This window comes from Agrobacterium sp. CG160-95, from assembly GCF_053521725.1.
Genome location: NZ_JBNWDU010000001.1, coordinates 466,337 through 483,798 on the forward strand (window position 1 = coordinate 466,337; position 17,462 = coordinate 483,798).

At 60.3% G+C, this 17,462-nt stretch carries 12 protein-coding genes; 8 read left to right on the plus strand and 4 right to left on the minus strand.

Annotated elements, in window-relative coordinates; genetic code table 11:
- Positions 1-113: 113 nt before the first annotated feature.
- On the minus strand, positions 114-1,034 hold the full coding sequence (locus ACQZ63_RS02345) for a cation diffusion facilitator family transporter (protein WP_113555901.1): 921 nt from the start codon (positions 1,032-1,034) through the stop codon (positions 114-116).
- A 143-nt stretch (positions 1,035-1,177) separates the two neighbouring features.
- Between ACQZ63_RS02345 and ACQZ63_RS02350 the strand changes: the two genes are divergently transcribed.
- Complete coding sequence (locus ACQZ63_RS02350) at positions 1,178-1,966, plus strand: SDR family oxidoreductase (RefSeq protein WP_013635763.1); 789 nt, start codon at positions 1,178-1,180, stop codon at positions 1,964-1,966.
- 22 nt (positions 1,967-1,988) lie between these two features.
- Here ACQZ63_RS02350 and ACQZ63_RS02355 read toward each other — a convergent pair whose 3' ends face one another.
- Positions 1,989-2,966 carry a sensor domain-containing diguanylate cyclase gene (locus tag ACQZ63_RS02355; protein ID WP_038490403.1) on the minus strand — a complete coding sequence of 326 codons (978 nt, stop codon included), beginning with the start codon at positions 2,964-2,966 and terminating at the stop codon, positions 1,989-1,991.
- A 299-nt stretch (positions 2,967-3,265) separates the two neighbouring features.
- Between ACQZ63_RS02355 and ACQZ63_RS02360 the strand changes: the two genes are divergently transcribed.
- From ACQZ63_RS02360 to ACQZ63_RS02370, 3 genes are all read left to right on the plus strand, one after another.
- A complete protein-coding gene (locus ACQZ63_RS02360) occupies positions 3,266-4,564 on the plus strand; it encodes an Hsp70 family protein (RefSeq protein ID WP_113556035.1) in 1,299 nt (432 codons plus the stop codon).
- Between the two features lie 43 nt (positions 4,565-4,607).
- Positions 4,608-5,507: a uracil-DNA glycosylase gene (locus tag ACQZ63_RS02365; protein WP_113555902.1), complete on the plus strand. Its 900-nt coding sequence runs from the start codon at positions 4,608-4,610 to the stop codon at positions 5,505-5,507.
- Between the two features lie 153 nt (positions 5,508-5,660).
- Positions 5,661-5,852, plus strand: a complete 192-nt coding sequence (locus ACQZ63_RS02370; protein ID WP_003497027.1) for a hypothetical protein — start codon at positions 5,661-5,663, stop codon at positions 5,850-5,852.
- A 161-nt stretch (positions 5,853-6,013) separates the two neighbouring features.
- On the opposite strand, the gene ACQZ63_RS02375 is transcribed toward ACQZ63_RS02370, so the two are convergent.
- Positions 6,014-6,952, minus strand: a complete 939-nt coding sequence (locus tag ACQZ63_RS02375) for a DMT family transporter (protein ID WP_003512165.1) — start codon at positions 6,950-6,952, stop codon at positions 6,014-6,016.
- A 492-nt stretch (positions 6,953-7,444) separates the two neighbouring features.
- Here ACQZ63_RS02375 and pepN point away from each other — a divergent pair, with 492 nt between their 5' ends.
- The 3 genes from pepN to ACQZ63_RS02390 all read left to right on the plus strand — a co-directional run bounded on the left by pepN (position 7,445) and on the right by ACQZ63_RS02390 (position 13,132).
- Positions 7,445-10,093 carry an aminopeptidase N gene (gene pepN, locus ACQZ63_RS02380; RefSeq protein WP_113555903.1) on the plus strand — a complete coding sequence of 883 codons (2,649 nt, stop codon included), beginning with the start codon at positions 7,445-7,447 and terminating at the stop codon, positions 10,091-10,093.
- Positions 10,094-10,236: 143 nt separating this feature from the next.
- Positions 10,237-10,557, plus strand: a complete 321-nt coding sequence (locus tag ACQZ63_RS02385; protein WP_111798950.1) for a carboxymuconolactone decarboxylase family protein — start codon at positions 10,237-10,239, stop codon at positions 10,555-10,557.
- A gap of 238 nt (positions 10,558-10,795) precedes the next feature.
- Positions 10,796-13,132: a PAS domain-containing sensor histidine kinase gene (locus tag ACQZ63_RS02390; RefSeq protein WP_019564062.1), complete on the plus strand. Its 2,337-nt coding sequence runs from the start codon at positions 10,796-10,798 to the stop codon at positions 13,130-13,132.
- A gap of 62 nt (positions 13,133-13,194) precedes the next feature.
- Here ACQZ63_RS02390 and ACQZ63_RS02395 read toward each other — a convergent pair whose 3' ends face one another.
- Positions 13,195-16,164 (minus strand): bifunctional [glutamine synthetase] adenylyltransferase/[glutamine synthetase]-adenylyl-L-tyrosine phosphorylase, encoded by a 2,970-nt coding sequence (locus tag ACQZ63_RS02395; RefSeq protein ID WP_111783209.1) that lies wholly within the window; start codon positions 16,162-16,164, stop codon positions 13,195-13,197.
- A 323-nt stretch (positions 16,165-16,487) separates the two neighbouring features.
- Between ACQZ63_RS02395 and ACQZ63_RS02400 the strand changes: the two genes are divergently transcribed.
- Positions 16,488-17,351 carry a MipA/OmpV family protein gene (locus ACQZ63_RS02400; protein ID WP_162763629.1) on the plus strand — a complete coding sequence of 288 codons (864 nt, stop codon included), beginning with the start codon at positions 16,488-16,490 and terminating at the stop codon, positions 17,349-17,351.
- Positions 17,352-17,462 lie beyond the last annotated feature (111 nt).

The following is a 17,462-nucleotide window of genomic DNA, read 5'->3' on the forward strand; positions in this document are numbered from 1 at the left end:
AATGCTCAGAACGCCGATTTTCGGGCACCTATTTCTTTTTGTCTAAAATTTCGAAAGTCCTCTACTTGCGAATCAGGATGAGTACCGCAAGCAGCTAAAATCAAACATCCCGTTCAAACCGCCCATTCCTCATCCGTCGTAAACACAATCGTCAGCCACCGATCCGTCCCCTCGCCGCTGAGTGCATCGCCGATCTCGTCGCGGATCGCGTCCCATTCTTCGAGACGCCGGGGTGGCCAGTTTTTCGGGACGATGAAGAAGAGTTCGATCTGGCGGCCTCGGCCCACGCGGGCGACATAGGAATAGTGCGAGGCGAAGCCGAATTTTTCGACGGTTTCGGCCGCTACCCTGTCCACATGCTGCTTGAATTCAAACGGCGTCACCAGAAGGATGTCGGCGAGCGCCTGCTTCACATTGCCGAGCGGCATGGGAATGATGATGAGGCAGACCAGCGCCAGAACGGCGGGGTCGATATAGGGCGCGATCCACTGATGCGCCGTTCCCGTCAGCCCGTAGCCGATGGCGAAGGCGAGGAACAGGGCTGCGCTCAGGAGCGCGCTCATCAGCCAGCTTTTGGCGTCCAGCGCCACGAAGGCCGATTTCATTCTGCGGTTCTGGCGTTTGACGAACCATGCCATGATGAGCGAAACGGCAAAGCTGACGAAGGTGACGATGATGGCGTAATCGAACTCGATCGATCTGCCGCCGTCCATCAGGCTGTCGATGGCGTTGATCAGGGCATAGATCGCAGCGCCCATCAAAAGCGTGCCGTTGAGGCCGAGGACCATCGGCTCCAGATGCCAGAAGCCCATGGTGAAACGCTCTGCCAGCCGGCCACCGGGCCGCGGGGCGGCGGAAGCCGCGATCAGCCGCGCCACCAGTAGCGCCAGCACCGTCATGAAGGCATCCGTCAGGGCATAAACGCCATCGAACACCACCGCGAAAGAGCCGGAAAACAGGCCTGCACCAATGCCGAACGCGGCCAGAAGAACCGTGATGGCAATTGAGAATTTCAGCAGAGATTGTTCGGTCATGACGCGTATTTAACCTTCAAAAGCGGGCGCCGCCTTCCTATAAACAGCACAGATGGAGCGGGATAGCGAAAACTGTGGAAGGTTTTCGCCTGTAGTCACGCTTCGATTCTTTGATCTGCTGCAAACAAGACAGGACAAAACCCATGGATCTCGGCATTTCCGGCAAACGCGCCCTCGTTCTCGCCTCCTCTCGCGGCCTTGGGCTGGGCATCGCCACGGCGCTGGCGAATGAAGGCGTGAATGTTCTTCTCGTTGGCAGAAGCAGCGAAAAGCTGGACGCGAACTGCAAGACGATCAATGCACTCGGCAAGGGCAAGGCCGACTGGGTGCGGGGCGATCTTGGCGATGACAATTTCGTCGAGGCCATGGTTCAGGCCGTGAACGACAAGCTCGGCGGCATTGACATTCTCGTCAACAACACCGGTGGCCCGACGCCGGGTCTTGCGCAGGAGATCACGACCGAGAAGCTGGAGAGCTTCTTCCAGTCGATGGTGCTGCGCGTCATCACGCTCACCAATGCGCTGCTGCCGCAGATGAAGGAACAGGGCTTTGGCCGCATCCTGACCGTTGCCTCCTCCGGCGTGTTCGAACCCATCCCCAATCTGGCGCTCTCCAACACGCTGCGTGGGGCGCTGGTGGGCTGGAGCAAGACATTGTCGAGCGAAGTGGCCGGTTTCGGCATCACCTCCAACCTTCTTCTGCCCGGCCGCATCCATACCGACCGCATCGACGAGCTGGATGGCGCCAATGCCAAGCGCCTGGGTAAAAGCATGGAGGAAATCCGCGAGGCTTCGGTCAAGAGCATTCCGGCAGGCAGGCTTGGCACGGTGGAAGAATTCGCCGCCGCCGGGGCTTTCCTCTGCTCGGTTCCGGCAAGCTACATCACCGGCACAATGCTGCGGGTGGATGGCGGCGCGGCGAAATCGAACTGACGCCGGTGCGACGCCGGAGCGGTCAAGAGGCCGCTCCGTAGACTACGAAGCGGTTTCTGCCGGTATTCTTGGCTTCATAGAGTGCCGTGTCGGCGCGGCGCAGCACATCGCTCGCGCTCTCGCCGGGATCGGCAAAGGCAATGCCGGCCGAACAGCTGTAACGGAAATCCGGCACATCGCTCAGCGGCGATGCCTCGGTCAACGTCGCCAGCAGCTTCTGCATAGTGCTTTCCGCGCTCAGCATTCGCGACCCGCTGAGAACGAGCAAAAACTCCTCACCGCCGATCCGCCCCACCAGATCGTCCCGGCCGATCGCGGCGGAAAGCCGGGTGGCGAAATCCTTGAGGACGAGATCGCCGCAGGCATGCCCGAAACGGTCGTTCACCGCCTTGAAATGGTCGATATCCATGATGATCACCGCAAGCGCCTGCGCCTTGTTGGGGCCAAGCATCTGGTTGAGGATATCCATGGCATAGCGGCGGTTGCCGAGGCCCGTGAGTTCGTCGCTCAGCGCCGATTTCAGCGCCCTGTCGCGTTCCTGCCGCAGATCGCGCAACTGGATGCCAAGCTCGGAAACATCGGTCACGACACACAACATCCAGCCGCCCGGCAGCGTCGTTTCCGTCGTCAGCATCCAGCGTCCATCATTCAGGCTGGTTTCGATGGTGCGGTAAGGCAACTTGCCGCGCCTTGTCCGCGCCGAGCGCAACCACAGTTCGAAATCGGTGGTTTCGACCGCCGTTCCTGTCGAGCTGCGATACCCGCCGCGCATAAGCTCCATCCAGTTCGGAAAACCGTCCGGAGCCATGCCCAGCGCCTCGCGGAAGGCCGCATTGGCAAAGCGCAACTCATCGCTGCCATCGAAAAGGGCATAACCCTGCTGCGATGACGCCATGAGGTTCATAAGCTGGGAATGGAAAATTTCCACGTCGCCGCGAATGAGGACCTCCGGCCCGGGCGGCACATCTTGGAGGGCGGAACATGCCTGCTTGCGGGACATCTGGACTTCCGGGTTACAACGCGACAGCTACAATTAAGAAAGCTCCCTGAGGATATAGCCTTTATCTATACTTTGCGATTGCGAAAAAATATTTAATTTGCATCGCAAAACTGTATTTATAACGGAAAATTACTTTATTCTAATGTTTTAATAAACCGAGAACTGGCGCTTGCCATTCTGCCGGGCCTGTGCAATCAACCGCCCTCCTCTGACATCGGGATGCCAAATGCGTCCCTTATTCTCACGCCGGGCCGCCTTTGGGCCGGGCGAGCATTTCTATCGGCGACAAGGATATGGCGATGACGCAAAAGCGGGCACTGGGCCTCGATTTCGGCACGACCAACACGGTCATGGCTCTTTCCTACGGCGGCGGCGAAAGCCGCTCCATGCAGTTTACCAGCAGCGCTGGCACGGATGACAGCATGCGCACCGCGCTCTCCTTCATGAAGGATTCGGGCCTTGGTGCGGCTGCCCTGCACGTGGAAGCGGGCCACGCAGCCATCAGGCAATTCATCGACAATGCGGGCGATTGCCGCTTCCTTCAGTCGATCAAGACATTTGCGGCCTCGCCGCTCTTCCAGGGTACGTTGATCTTCGCCAAGCGCCAGAGCTTCGAGGATTTGATGGACGTGTTCCTGCGCAAGCTGAAAACCTATGCGGGCGCAGAGTGGCCAAGCGACGTCTCGACCGTCATCGCCGGTCGCCCCGTGCGTTTCGCCGGCAGCAATCCGGATGAGACGCTGGCGCTCTCCCGCTACAACGAAGCGCTGACGCGTGCCGGTTTTCCGGAAATCCACTATGTCTACGAGCCGGTGGCGGCCGCCTATTATTTCGCCCAGAGCCTGAAGAAGGACGCCAATGTGCTGGTGGCGGATTTCGGCGGCGGCACCACCGACTATTCGCTGATCCGCTTCGAGAGCCATGCCGGCAAGCTCTCCGCCACCCCCATCGGCCATTCAGGCGTCGGTGTCGCCGGTGACCATTTCGACTTCCGCATGATCGACAATCTGGTTTCGCCGGAAATCGGCAAGGGCAGCAAGTTCAAGAGCTTCGACAAGGTGCTGGACGTGCCTTCCGGCTACTACGTGAATTTCGGTCGCTGGAACCAGCTGTCGATCTTCAAGACCTCGAAGGAATTCACCGATCTGAAATCGCTGGTGCGCTCGGCGCTGGAGCCGGACAAGCTCGAACTCTTCATCGATCTCGTGGAGCATGACGAGGGTTATCCGCTTTATCAGTCGATTTCCGCCACCAAGATGGCGCTTTCCTCGGCCGAAGAAGCGGAATTCAACTTCGCGCCGCTCGGCAAGGCCGGCCGCAAAATGGTCAAGCGCAGCGACTTCAACAACTGGATCGCCGACGACCTCGCCAAGATCGAGGGCGCGCTGGACGAAGTTCTGGAGAAGACGCAAGTCGCGCCTGAGGCAATCGACAAGGTGTTCCTCACCGGCGGCACCTCCTTCGTGCCGGCGGTGCGCGAGCTTTTCACCCGTCGCTTCGACGCGGACCGGATCGAAACCGGCGGCGAGCTGCTCTCGATTGCCCATGGTTTGGCCATGATCGGCGAAAGCGGTGACATTCAGCGCTGGACAGCGTGATTTACGGGTTCCCCGGGCGGGGAACATGGGATAATTTCACCCCATGATCGCCGCTCACGACCTCTCCCCGGCCGAACTCGCCGCGCTTCTGCATTTCCATGCGGATGCGGGCGTGGACTGGTTGCTGGAAGACGGACCTGTTGACCGTTTCGCCGAATTTGCCGCCTCCCGCCCTGCCCGACCGGCAGCGCGTCAGGAAAGTTCTGCGCCCGCACACCAGATGGACAGCGGCACGGAGCGTCGTGCCGATGCTCCGCAGCGGCAGACGGCAGGTCGCAGCGCGCCGACGAGAGGCGCGCCGCCTGCTCCGGCACTTCAGCAGAATGTTGCCATGCCGGACGAACAGGCCGTGGCGGCTGCCCGTTTTGCGGCTGAAAGCGCAAGGTCGCTTTCCGAACTGAAAATCGCGCTTGAGGGTTTCAGCGGCTGCAACCTCAAGAACAGCGCCCGCAACACGGTATTCACCGAAGGCGACCCTGCTTGCGCCGTCATGGTGATCGGCCCGATGCCGGATGCGGATGATGACCGCGAGGGCCAGCTTTTTGCCGGCAAGACCGGGCTGCTGCTCGACCGTATGCTGGCCGCTATCGGCCTTGACCGCACACGCATCATGCTCGGCAATGTCGTGCCCTGGCGTCCACCGGGCAACCGCCCGCCGACTCAGGCCGAAATGGATATTTGCCGCCCCTTCATCGAGCGCCAGATCGCACTTGCGGAGCCGAAACACCTGTTGCTTCTTGGCAACTTGACCGCACGTTTCTTTTTCGGCGGCACCGGAACGATCCATACGCTGCGCGGACAGTGGCGTGATGTCGCAGCCGGGCATCTGGTTTTACCGGCGCTGGCGAGCCTGCATCCGCAGGAACTTCTAAACGCACCTGCCAGCAAGTCATTGGCATGGCAGGATTTATTGGCGTTTAAGGCAAAAATCTCCGAAGGCTGATTGCCTGATTCTTACTCAGAGTAAACGAAGTATGAAAAAAGCCATGCGTATTACGCATAACAGCGGCGCGCTGACCCGGCTTGCCGAATCCATGCTGCACTGCGATAAGCCAGCCTGTGTCTTGGGAGGAATTCGGTTTAAGGAACCAAGGCAATGACCACTCGCTTCCGTCCGGTACATTCCGGCTTTGAAACGCTCCGACTGGCGGGCCTCGGCCCTCGCTCCAGTCAGGGTTACCATCGTTTCGGCGCTGCCGCTAACGAACAGATGACCGCACGTGCTGCCATGCAGCAGGTTCGCGTCACACGTCCTGCAGCTGTCTTTGCGGATTTCCGCGAGCGCTGAGAGCACTCAGGCCGGTGTAAAACCGGTCCATATCTTTGATTGCGCGCTGGCGTCTTTCTTCGGGAAGGCGCCTTTTGCATTTGCGGGACTAGGCGACGAAACGACAACGGCTCTGGCGCCGACGATGCCGCATGTTTGCGACCTCCGCCAAATTTGGTGCGTTACCCCTGCGGCGTGGAGGCCTTGCGTGCCGCGCGTCTCGCCAGGCCCAGCTGGTGCTCGCGGAAAATGATGAAGATGCCGGCGAAAATCACGATTGCCGTGCCGATCAGCATGGTGAGCGTTGGAATGTCTCCGAACAGGATATAGGAGACCGCTATCCCGAAAACGATGGAGCTGTATTCGAAGGGCGCGATAGTGGAGACCTCCGCGTGGCGATAGCTCTCCGTCAGGAAGATCTGTGCAACGCCGCCACAAATGCCGCTGGTGATCAACAGCACGGCCTGCTTGGTATCCAGAGCGCTCCAGCCGAAGGGTACGCTGACGAGCGACAGCAAGGTGGCCGTGAGCGAGAAATAGAGAACGATGGTCGGCGTCTTTTCCGTTTCCACCAGTTGCCGCACCTGGATCATTGCGAGACCGCCAAGTGCTGCCCCGCAGAGCACGGCAATCGCGCCCAGCCCCTCGCCCGCAGCAAAACCGCCTTCACGCAACAGGGTCATCTTCGGCCACAGGATAACCAGCACGCCCATCATGCCAACGAAAACCGCGCTCCAGCGGTAGATGCGCACCTTCTCGCGCAGGATGAAGGCGGCGAACACGACGGCCAGCAGCGGTGAGGCATAACCGATGGCGATGAATTCCGGCAACGGCAGCAGCGTCAGCCCGTAAAACCCGCAGGCCATGGAGAGAATGCCGAGAAACCCGCGCTTGAAATGGCCGATGAGATTGTTGGTGTGCAGCGCGCTCGTCAGCGCATGCAGCCAGGCAAGATAAACGACGATGGGGATGATGGCAAAAGCGGAGCGGAAGAAAGTGATCTGACCGGCCGGCACATCGGGACCGGAGGCCTTGATACAAGTCTGCATCACCAGAAAAAAGCCAACCGAAATCAGCTTCAGGCTTATCCCCCGAAAGGGATTTGTCGGTTCGGCGTTCATCGGCAGTTACTCATATCGGCTGCGCAAACACGCCATCGGGAGATTGTTCATGCGGGGGAGGACGACGCGGGGGAATTGGATTTGCCCAAGGCTAGAGCATTCCCGAAGCGCTTTACAACAAAAAATGTTATTTACCCATGAATTCCGTTGATCTGGTGAGGCGCAGGATTGCTTTCCCTGGCTTGTGGCCTCCTCACCCCATTGTTCAGGCATTCAGCCCTGATGGCGACGTGAGAATCAGACCAAAAGCGACACGCGCTAAAATTTGAAGAAAATAAAATACAATTTCAGCAATCGTTCAACATTTGCTGGCATGGTCCGCAGGTCCGGCAGCGGCAGGATCGTCTGCAGGGCCGGCAAAGCCTTCCATGGCAGGACAGAACGTCCTCCCGATGCGCACATGATTGTGACGAATACTCTACCTATTTTACATCCGGGCCTTATGACGACATGATGCCCGGAGGACAACGACAAAGTTATTCAGGAACAGTCATGCGAACAGACACGGGCCAGATCGTTCACCTGGCAGATTACCGCCCCACCGATTTCGTTCTGGAGCGGGTGGATCTCACCTTCGAACTCGACCCCAAGAATACCAAGGTCGAAGCCCGTCTGATCTTTCATCGCCGAGAGGGCGTCGATGTGTCAGCGCCGCTCGTTCTCGATGGCGACGAGTTGACGCTTTCGGGCCTGCTGCTTGATCAGGTGGACATTCCCGCAAGCCAATATGACGCGACGCCCGATAGCCTGACGATCCGCGATCTGCCTGCGGAGACGCCCTTCGAGATCTGTGTCACCAATTACATCAACCCGCAGGTCAATACGCAGCTGATGGGGCTTTACCGCACCAACGGCGTTTATTGCACCCAGTGCGAGGCGGAAGGTTTCCGCCGCATCACCTATTTCCCGGACCGGCCCGATGTTCTGGCACCCTATACGGTGACGATCATCGCCGCGAAGGAGGGCAATCCGCTGCTGTTGTCGAACGGCAACTTCCTCGGCGGCGGCAATTACGATGAAGGCCGCCACTTTGCAGCCTGGTTCGATCCGCACCCGAAACCCAGCTATCTCTTTGCGCTTGTCGCCGGCGATCTCGGCGTGGTGGAAGACACGTTCACCACCCTTTCCGGCCGCGAAGTGGCGCTGAAGATCTATGTCGAGCATGGCAAGGAGCCCCGCGCGGCCTATGCCATGGATGCGCTGAAGCGCTCGATGAAGTGGGATGAGGAACGCTTCGGCCGTGAATACGACCTCGATATCTTCATGATCGTCGCCGTGTCCGATTTCAACATGGGCGCGATGGAGAACAAGGGTCTCAACGTCTTCAACGACAAATTCGTGCTGGCCGACCCGGAAACCGCCTCCGACGCGGACTACGCCAATATCGAGCGCATCATCGCGCATGAATATTTCCACAACTGGACCGGCAACCGCATCACCTGCCGCGACTGGTTTCAGCTGTGCCTGAAAGAAGGCCTGACGGTCTATCGTGACCAGGAATTTTCCGCCGACATGCGCTCGCGCCCGGTCAAGCGCATCGCCGATGTGCGTCACCTGAAATCGGAGCAGTTTCCAGAGGATTCCGGTCCGCTGGCCCACCCGCCACGCCCCGATACCTATCGCGAAATCAACAACTTCTACACGACGACCGTTTATGAAAAGGGCGCCGAAGTCACCCGCATGATCGCCACGATCCTTGGCGAAGACGACTTCAAGAAAGGCATGGACCTTTATTTCGAACGTCATGACGGCGAAGCGGCGACTGTTGAGGATTTCGTCAAGAGTTTTGCCGATGCCAGCGGCCGCGACCTGTCGCAGTTTTCGCTGTGGTACACCGAGGCCGGCACGCCGCTCGTCTCCGTTTCCTCCGCCTACGATGCCGCCAAGGCGACCTTCAGGCTGACGCTGGAACAGACCGTCGCACCAACGCCCGGCCAACCGGTGAAGCAACCGCGTCATATTCCGCTGTCGCTGGCGCTGATTCTCGACAATGGCCAGATCGCCGAGCCGCAGGCTGTTACGGGCGGCGAATACCGTGACGGCGTGCTGCATCTGACCGAACGCAACCAGACATTCTCCTTCTCCGGCGTTTCATCGCGCCCAGTGCTGTCGCTCAACCGCAGCTTCTCGGCGCCGATCAACCTGCATTTCGAACAGAGTGCTGCCGATCTGGTGCAGGTTGCCCGGCACGAGACGGATATGTTTGCCCGTTTCCAGGCGCTTACCGATCTCGCTTTGCCGGCGCTGATTGCCGCCACCAGGGCCGTGCAGAACGGCCAAGAAGTACGCTCGGACGCCGACCTTATCGCAACGCTGATCGAAATCGTCGGCGACGCTTCGCTTGAACCCGCTTTCCGCGCACAGGCGCTGGCGCTGCCGAGCGAAACGGACATCGCTCGCGAACTGGGCGGCAATACCGACCCGGACGCCATCCACAAGGCCCGCAACGCGACGATCAAGGCCATTGCCACGGCCGGTCTCGAAACGCTCCGCGGGCTCGCCGACAGCGACGGCAATGGTGAAGCCTACAGCCCCGATGCCGACAGCGCCGGACGGCGTTCGCTTCGCAACGGCGCGTTGAGCTTCCTTGCTTTTGCTGAGGGAACGCCTGACAGGGCGGCAAAGGCCTATGCCAGCGCCACCAACATGACCGATCTTGCGCATGCGCTTGGTGTACTGACCCAACGTTTCCCCGACAGCACGGAGACAAAGGAGGCGCTTGCCGCCTTCGAAGCCCGCTTTGCCGACAATGCGCTGGTTCTCGACAAATGGTTCTCGCTGCAGGCCGCCATTCCCGGCGACGGCGCGCTGGAACGTATCAAGGCGCTGATGACGTCGAAACACTTCATCGCCTCCAATCCCAACCGGGTACGGTCGCTGGTGGGCACGCTCGCCTTCTCCAACCCGACCGGTTTCCACCGCGCCGATGGTGCCGCTTACCGGTTCCTCGCCGAGCAGATCATAGCCATCGACAAGCGTAACCCGCAGCTTGCCGCGCGCATTCTCACCTCCATGCGCTCCTGGCGGTCGCTGGAAGCAAGCCGCGCCGAACACGCCAAGGCAGCACTTTCGACGATCGCCGAAGCAAAAGGTCTTTCGACGGATGTCAGCGATATCGTCGGGCGTATTCTGAAAGGATAATACCCGGCGAACATTCGCCAACTCCCCTATTCCAGACAATGCCTGTGCGCCGTCTTGATTTCCGTCAAGGCGGCGCAACGCATTGCGCGACACAATCGTCAGCGACAGGCCGGAACGCGGCCGCAAGCGGAAAGGGACTTCAGATGACGGATATTTCCAACACCAGCAATTCGTTCCAGCGTTTCATCACCGAGGCCCCGGCCCATCAGGCTGTCTGGCTTCAGGCCGTGCAGGGGCTGGGTGCGGCGTCCACGCTGGATGCCAAGACGCAATGCCTGGTCTATATCGGCATTCTCGCCGCACTGCGGCTTGAAGGCGGTGTGGAATTTCATGTGCTGGAAGCCAAAGCGCATGGCGCAAGCCGTGACGATATCATCAGCGCGGTGCTGACCGGGCTTCCTGCCGCCGGAAACGGCGTTCTCGGCGCACTTGGACCTGCTCTCGAAGCTTTCGACAGGGCTTGAGAACCACCGGCCGTAACACACCGGAACGTCCCAGACCGGCCATCCGGGTGTCGGTTTTTCCAATGCCCGCCGCCGCTGTGCAGACCGTAACGCGCTGTCCCGAAAAAATACGGAGTCGGTTCAAGGGGTTAAAATTCTTTTAACTTTTGCCTCTGGACACGGCGAATCGCATTTGATTCACTATGCATATTCGAGCGGCGGCGCTTCGAATCAGTGGGGATATCTTGAAGGCGGGACAATGACGAACGTGCGGCGGGCGACTGCGGGCGATGAGCGGCCGTATGCCAAATTTTCTGATCTTGCGGCCTGGGGCGAAAGGCTTTCCAGCGACCTGATGGGTTTGATGAACGGCTCCGACCGCCCGATGCCGCAGGTCGAGACCCTGCTGAAGCGCCTCATTCCCATTCTCATTCTTGCATTTCTCGTCGTCATCGCGGCGTCACGCATGCTGGGCATCGTTGCCGAATATAGCCGCATGGAAGAGGCAGCCCGCCACTCTACCGCACTGACAGCGCTGACGGCCAAAGCAGCCCTTATCAACAACGGTATTGTCTTTGCCTCGCAAGAGCGCACCCGCGCGGAGGCGAGCCTTGCCGCAGCGCTGCCTTCGGGCAGCCTTGCTGATGGCACCATGGTGCTTCTGTCGGGCAGCAACGGCCGGATTTTCGCCGGCGCCGGCAAGGGCGCCACGCTTTATATCGGCACCTCCCTGCCGGCTTTGCTTCCCGAAATCGCCATTGTTCAGCGTTTTCCCGGCGCGCCCGGCACCATCGAAACCAATATCGACAACCAGCCGCATTATGCGACGATGATCCCCTTCGGCGACGATGGAGGCATGGTCATCGCGGCGCGCTCGCTTGAGCCGATCCGTTCTTTCTGGCGCAGCGAAATCGCCATGAACGTGACGCTGTTTGCCGGAATCTCCTCGATCCTTCTCGTCGTGCTCTACGCCTATTACATGCAGGTCAAACGCGCCCGCGACGCTGACGACATCTTCGCTGAATCGAACCTGCGGGTGGAGACGGCGCTGTCACGTGGCCGCTGCGGCCTGTGGGACTTCGATCTTTCCACGCGGCGCATGTTCTGGTCCGGCTCGCTCTACGAAATCCTCGGCAGACCGCCGAAGGCCGCACCGCTGTCCTTTTCGGATGCGGCGCGCATGATGCATTCCGAAGATGGGAACCTCTACGAGCTTGCCCGTGCTGTCGGCTGCGGTGATCTGCGCCAGATCGACCAGATCTTTCGCATGCGCCACGCGAAAGGCCACTATGTCTGGCTGCGCGCCCGCGCCCAGGTCATCCGCACCAATAACGGCCCGCGCGTCATCGGCATCGCCATGGACGTGACTGAGCAGCACCGCCTTGCGCAACGTTATGCCGAGGCAGACCAGCGCCTTGCAGACGCCATCGAATCCACCTCGGAAGCCTTCGTGCTGTGGGACAAGAATGACCGTCTCGTCATGTGCAACACCCATTACCAGAAAGCTTACGGCCTGCCGGACAGCGTTCTGGTAGCGGGCACCGAAAAGAGCGCCGTGCAGGCGGCTGCGGCACGCCCGGTTGTGGAGCGGCGCGTTGCGGACCCCGATCAGTCCGGCCTTTCGCGCATGACGGAAGTGCAGCTTGCCGATGATCGCTGGCTACAGATCAATGAACGCCGCACCCGTGACGGCGGCCTCGTCTCCGTCGGCACCGACATTACGCTTCTGAAGCGCCATCAGGAGCGCCTGCGTGACTCCGAACGCCGGCTGATGGCCACCATCGGCGATCTTTCCGCCTCGCAGCATAAGCTGGAGCGGCAGAAGACGGAGCTTTCAGACGCCAACGCCAATTATCTCGCCGAAAAAGAGCGCGCCCAGGCGGCAAACCTCGCAAAGTCCGAATTCCTCGCCAATATGAGCCATGAGCTGCGAACGCCGCTCAACGCCATTCTCGGCTTTTCCGACATCCTGCAAAACGAGATGTTCGGCCCGGTTGGCTCGCCGAAATATTCCGAATATGCCCGGGATATCCACGACAGCGGCAAGCACCTCCTAAATGTCATCAACGACATTCTCGATATGTCCAAGATCGAGGCCGGCCATATGCGGATCAACCGCGAGACAATCGATCTCGCGCCGCTGATCGAGGAAACCCTGCGGCTGACCGCCATCCAGGCGGAACAGAAGAACATCACCGTGCAGCAGAAGGTCTGCGCCGGGCTGACGATGCAGGGCGACCGCCGCGCCATGAAGCAGATCATGCTCAACCTTCTGTCCAATGCCGTGAAGTTCACCGGTAATGGCGGCCGCGTAGCGCTGCGCACCCATGTGCATCAGGCCGCCATGATCCTCACCATCGCCGATACCGGCATCGGCATTCCCGCCGAGGCGCTTGACAAGATTGGCCAGCCCTTCGAGCAGGTGCAGAGCCAATACGCCAAAAGCCAGGGCGGCTCAGGCCTCGGGCTCGCCATCTCGCGCTCGCTCGTCAGGCTGCATGGCGGCACGATGAAAATCCGCTCCTGCGAAGGCAGAGGCACGGTGGTGACGATTATCATCCCGCATGCGGCAGGGTGCTGTGGCACGGTGCATTGAGGAATATCGGGCTGTGCCCCTTGCGTTGCAGTAAGTGAAGGCAGAACGCGCGATACCCACCATCACCCGCCATTCTTCACCGTTGCCACAAACGCCTTCCTGACAACCTTCGCCAGCCGCTTCACCTCGCCCTCCAGCGTGGAAATATCCGGGCAATCCCCGGCCCGGCAAACCAGATCGATAAGACCGGCAGGCGCTTCCTTCGGATTGAAAGCACCGTCGATGCACAGCCGCACGATCTGCGATATCTCGGTGTAAAGCGCCGTCGCCGCCATGCAGTCGTCGAAGGATTGCTGCTCCATCACCGGGGCGGCCAGCACCTGCAATGCCTCTGCCGTGTTGCGACCCGGTTCGTGCGGCTGGAGACCCCTGGCGGGACCGACCAGCGCCAGATATTGGGCGATGAATTCGAGGTCGATCAGCCCACCATTGATGAGCTTGAAATCCCAGATGTTTTCCGGCGGCTTTTCCTGTTCAATGAGGCTTCGCATTTCCAGCACATCGGCTGAGACTTTCGCCACATCGCGCTTCTGGGACAGTACCGAGGCGATGATGCCGCGCGCATCTTCCATCAGCGAGGCTTTGCCACAGATCAGGCGAGCGCGGGAAAGCGCCATATGTTCCCAGGTCCAGGCTTCCTCGCGCTGGTATTTCTCAAAGGCGGAAATGCGCGTCGCCACCGGCCCCTTGTTGCCGGAGGGGCGAAGCCGCATGTCCACCTCGTAAAGCACGCCTTCGGCCGTGGGCGCCGATAGTGCGGCAATCAGCCTTTGGGTGACGCGAGTGAAATAACGCACCACATCGAGCGGTTTTGCGCCGGTCGATTCATGGGCGGCATCGTTGTAATCGTAGAGGAGAATGAGGTCGACATCCGAACCCGCGGTCAGCTCGAAGGAGCCGAGCTTGCCCATGCCCATCACGGCCACGCGCCCGCCCGGATATGGCCCATGTGCCGTCTCCATCTCCGAGAGAACGGCATTCAGGGCCGCTTCAATTACCAGATCGGCAAGATGGGTGAAGGCGCGGGCGGCGATCTCGCCACGGATCGCGCCTGTCAACAGCCGCACGCCGATGAGAAAGCGCTGCTCGGCGGCGAAAATACGGAGCCGGTCGAGAATATCCTCATAGTGGCGGGCATTGGAGAGGAAATTGCCCATGCGCTGGGCAAGATACTCGCGCGTCGGCACGTCGCTCATCAGCGCCGGGTCCAGCATGCCGTCAAAAACATGCGGGCGGGCGGCGATGATTTCGGCAAGGCGCGGGGCCGACGACATGATCGTCACCAGCAGCGACAGCAGCGCCTGATTGTTGCCGAGCAGCGAGAAGAGCTGGATGCCCGCCGGTAGCCCGGAGAGGAAATTATCAAAGCGCAGCAGCGCCTCATCCGCCCGCTTGCTTTCGCCAAAGGCGCGCAGCAGATCCGGCGTAAGCTCCGTCAGCCGCTCGCGCGCCTCGACCGATTGCGTTGCCCGGTAGCGGCCATTGTGCCAGGTGCGTATGACGCGGGAAATATCCTCCGGCCGCTGAAAACCAAGTGCTGAGAGGGTTTTCAGCGTATCTGGATCGTCCTTCTGGCCCGTGAAGACCAGATTGCCTGCCTCACCGGAGAGTTTCGTCTCCTGTTCGAACAGCGCCGAATAACGGCGCTCCACCAGCCGCAGCACCTTTTCCAGCTTCTCGGAAAACGCCTTGGTATCTTCAAAACCGAGCATGAAGGCAATGCGCTTCAGTTCGGTTTCGGTGTCGGGCAGCACGTGGGTCTGCTCATCGCGCACCATCTGAATGCGGTGTTCCACCTCGCGCAGGAACCAGTAGGCGTCCGTCAGGCTATCGCGCGTTTCGGCATCGATCCATTTCGCTTCGGTGAGCGCCGCCAGCGCCTCCTGCGTCGCGCGGACCCTGAGCGCCGGCATACGGCCGCCGGCGATCAGCTGCTGCGTCTGCGCGAAGAACTCGATCTCGCGGATGCCGCCGCGTCCGAGCTTGACGTTATGGCCCTTAACCGCAATCGCGCCATGGCCCTTATGCGCATGGATCTGCCGCTTGATGGAGTGAATATCGGCAATCGCCGCGTAATCGAGATATTTGCGGAAGATGAAAGGTGTCAGTTCGCGCAGGAAATTGTCACCGGCCTTCAGATCGCCCGCCACCGGCCGCGCCTTGATATAGGCGGCGCGTTCCCAGTTCTGGCCCCTGCCCTCGTAATAAAGCAGCGCCGCTTCCACGGGAATGGCGAGCGGTGTCGAGCCGGGGTCTGGCCGGAGCCTCAAATCGGTGCGGAAGACGTAACCGTCTGCCGTGCGTTCCTGCATGATACGCACGAGGCGGCGCATCATGCGGCCGAAATTCTCTGTCGCAGCATAGGGATCATCGATAATGCCGGCAGAGGGTTCAAAGAACACCACTGCGTCGATGTCCGAAGAATAGTTCAGTTCGCGCGCGCCGAGCTTGCCCATGCCAAGCACGATCAGGCCGGAACCTTCGCTTGGCGCGGCCACGTTCTTCAGTTTGAGCTTGCCGGTCTCATGGCCGACAAGCAGCAGGTGGTCGATGGCGGCCGACAGCGAAGCATCCGCCATGTCGCTCAGCCAGCGCGTGGTATCGCGGGCGGTGAAGATGCGCGCAAGATCGGCAAGCGCTGCGACGAAGGAAAGCCGACGCTTGGCGATCCTCAAGCGCGACATCACCTCGTTTTCGACGGGCACGCCGCCCTCTTGCCCCGGCTTCCAGCAATCGCGCGCTTCACGGACGAGATCGGCCAGTAGTGGCTCCAGCGGCTTCGAAATCGCGAGCGTCAGCAGTCCCTCGTCCGCCGCGGCCATATCGCGCAGATAGGGCGACAGCGTGAAAGCCGCAGCGATGAAGTCCTTCAGCGGGCTTTCGGCGGCAAGAAGCGCGGCCACAGCTGGCTCGCCCTTGGCGATATCCTTCAGCGTGGAGAGAACGGATTTCAGTTCCGTCTGCGTATAGGGGCGGATAACTCCCGGCAGAACCTCGCTCAGCCGCCTTTCAGCGGTTTCCCGTTTCGTCACTGTCTCTCTCCCTCTCCCCAGCGACCCATCCTTGCGCTTCGACCGTGCCTGATTCTCAGGAAGGATCGCTCCCCGCAAAATCGTCCTGCCGCCACGCATTGTCGAAGCTTCCGGGCGCATACACTCCGCGTTGTAACAAATGCGTGGCGCTTTGCGATCAGGAAAACCGTTTTTGCCGATCTTTTCCGCGGTCTGGCCTGCGGAAGCGCCATTTCAGTCGTGGCCGGCAATATCGCGTAATGTCTCCGCAATTATGCCCACGTAGCGTCCTGCTCAACGAAACCCGACTCCCAGGTTTTGCAACGCTTGATGCTGCAACGGATATGATCATGAAACAGATTATTACAGTGAAATGGCAAAAGAACCTGCATGCAATGGCGTTGTGCCTGACCGCGCTGCCCCTGGCGCAGGCCGTCTGCACGCCCGTCCTCGCTGCCGATCTCGGCAAATCGGACAGGTTCGCCGAACCGCAGGGCAATTTCGACAATGCCCGCTACAGCAGTTCCAGTGAGTGGAAAATCACACTTGGCGTGGGTACTGCCTACGCTCCCAAATATGAGGGCTCGGACAAGCTGGAAGCAGGCGCTGTTCCCCTGGTTTCCGTTGAGTATGGAGATACGCTGAGCATCGATTTCAGCGGCGTCACCGTCAACCTGCTGAACAGCAACGGCTTCAGACTGGGCGTGAAGGGCGGCTGGGAAGCCGGGCGCAAGGAAAAGGACGACAAGAAAAATCTTCGCGGAATGGGTGACATCAAGGCGGGCGGCGTGGTCGGCGGTGTTATCGCTTATGGCATCGATCCCTTCGAGGTCTATGCGAAGGTGGACAAGACCATCAGCGGCAGCGAAGGGTTGACCGCAACCGTCGGCGCCAGCGTTTCGCACAAAGTCGACCAGTTCATCCTTGGCGCGGACCTCTCCGCCACCTGGGCGGACGACAAGCACATGAAATCCTATTTCGGCGTCACCTCGGCCCAATCCGCCCGTTCCGGCCTGCGCCGCTATGACGCCAAGGCAGGCTTCAAGCGCATCGACGCCAGCGCCTCCCTCACTTACCTTATGACCGAGAACTGGTCGATCACCGGCGCCGGCGGTGTTGGCTTTCTGCTGGGCGATGCCAAGGACAGCCCGCTCTCCAAGAAGGACATCCAGCCCTTCGCGATGATTGGCGTGGCTTACACGTTCTGACCCGATGGCGACGTGGCGTTGCGGGGATGCGTAACCATCTCCGCAACGCCGTCACGTGTCTGTCCCGCCGCCTGAAATTGTCGCCTGCCCTGGGCGGAGGATCGTCGCTAA

Excerpts from the sequence above, each read along its gene's own strand:
- ACQZ63_RS02345 (WP_113555901.1), bottom strand. The coding sequence starts at position 1,034 with ATGACCGAACAATCTCTGCTGAAATTCTCAATTGCCATCACGGTTCTT.
- ACQZ63_RS02350 (WP_013635763.1), top strand. The coding sequence starts at position 1,178 with ATGGATCTCGGCATTTCCGGCAAACGCGCCCTCGTTCTCGCCTCCTCT.
- ACQZ63_RS02355 (WP_038490403.1), bottom strand. The coding sequence starts at position 2,966 with ATGTCCCGCAAGCAGGCATGTTCCGCCCTCCAAGATGTGCCGCCCGGG.
- ACQZ63_RS02360 (WP_113556035.1), top strand. The coding sequence starts at position 3,266 with ATGACGCAAAAGCGGGCACTGGGCCTCGATTTCGGCACGACCAACACG.
- ACQZ63_RS02365 (WP_113555902.1), top strand. The coding sequence starts at position 4,608 with ATGATCGCCGCTCACGACCTCTCCCCGGCCGAACTCGCCGCGCTTCTG.
- ACQZ63_RS02370 (WP_003497027.1), top strand. The coding sequence starts at position 5,661 with ATGACCACTCGCTTCCGTCCGGTACATTCCGGCTTTGAAACGCTCCGA.
- ACQZ63_RS02375 (WP_003512165.1), bottom strand. The coding sequence starts at position 6,952 with ATGAACGCCGAACCGACAAATCCCTTTCGGGGGATAAGCCTGAAGCTG.
- pepN (WP_113555903.1), top strand. The coding sequence starts at position 7,445 with ATGCGAACAGACACGGGCCAGATCGTTCACCTGGCAGATTACCGCCCC.
- ACQZ63_RS02385 (WP_111798950.1), top strand. The coding sequence starts at position 10,237 with ATGACGGATATTTCCAACACCAGCAATTCGTTCCAGCGTTTCATCACC.
- ACQZ63_RS02390 (WP_019564062.1), top strand. The coding sequence starts at position 10,796 with ATGACGAACGTGCGGCGGGCGACTGCGGGCGATGAGCGGCCGTATGCC.
- ACQZ63_RS02400 (WP_162763629.1), top strand. The coding sequence starts at position 16,488 with ATGATCATGAAACAGATTATTACAGTGAAATGGCAAAAGAACCTGCAT.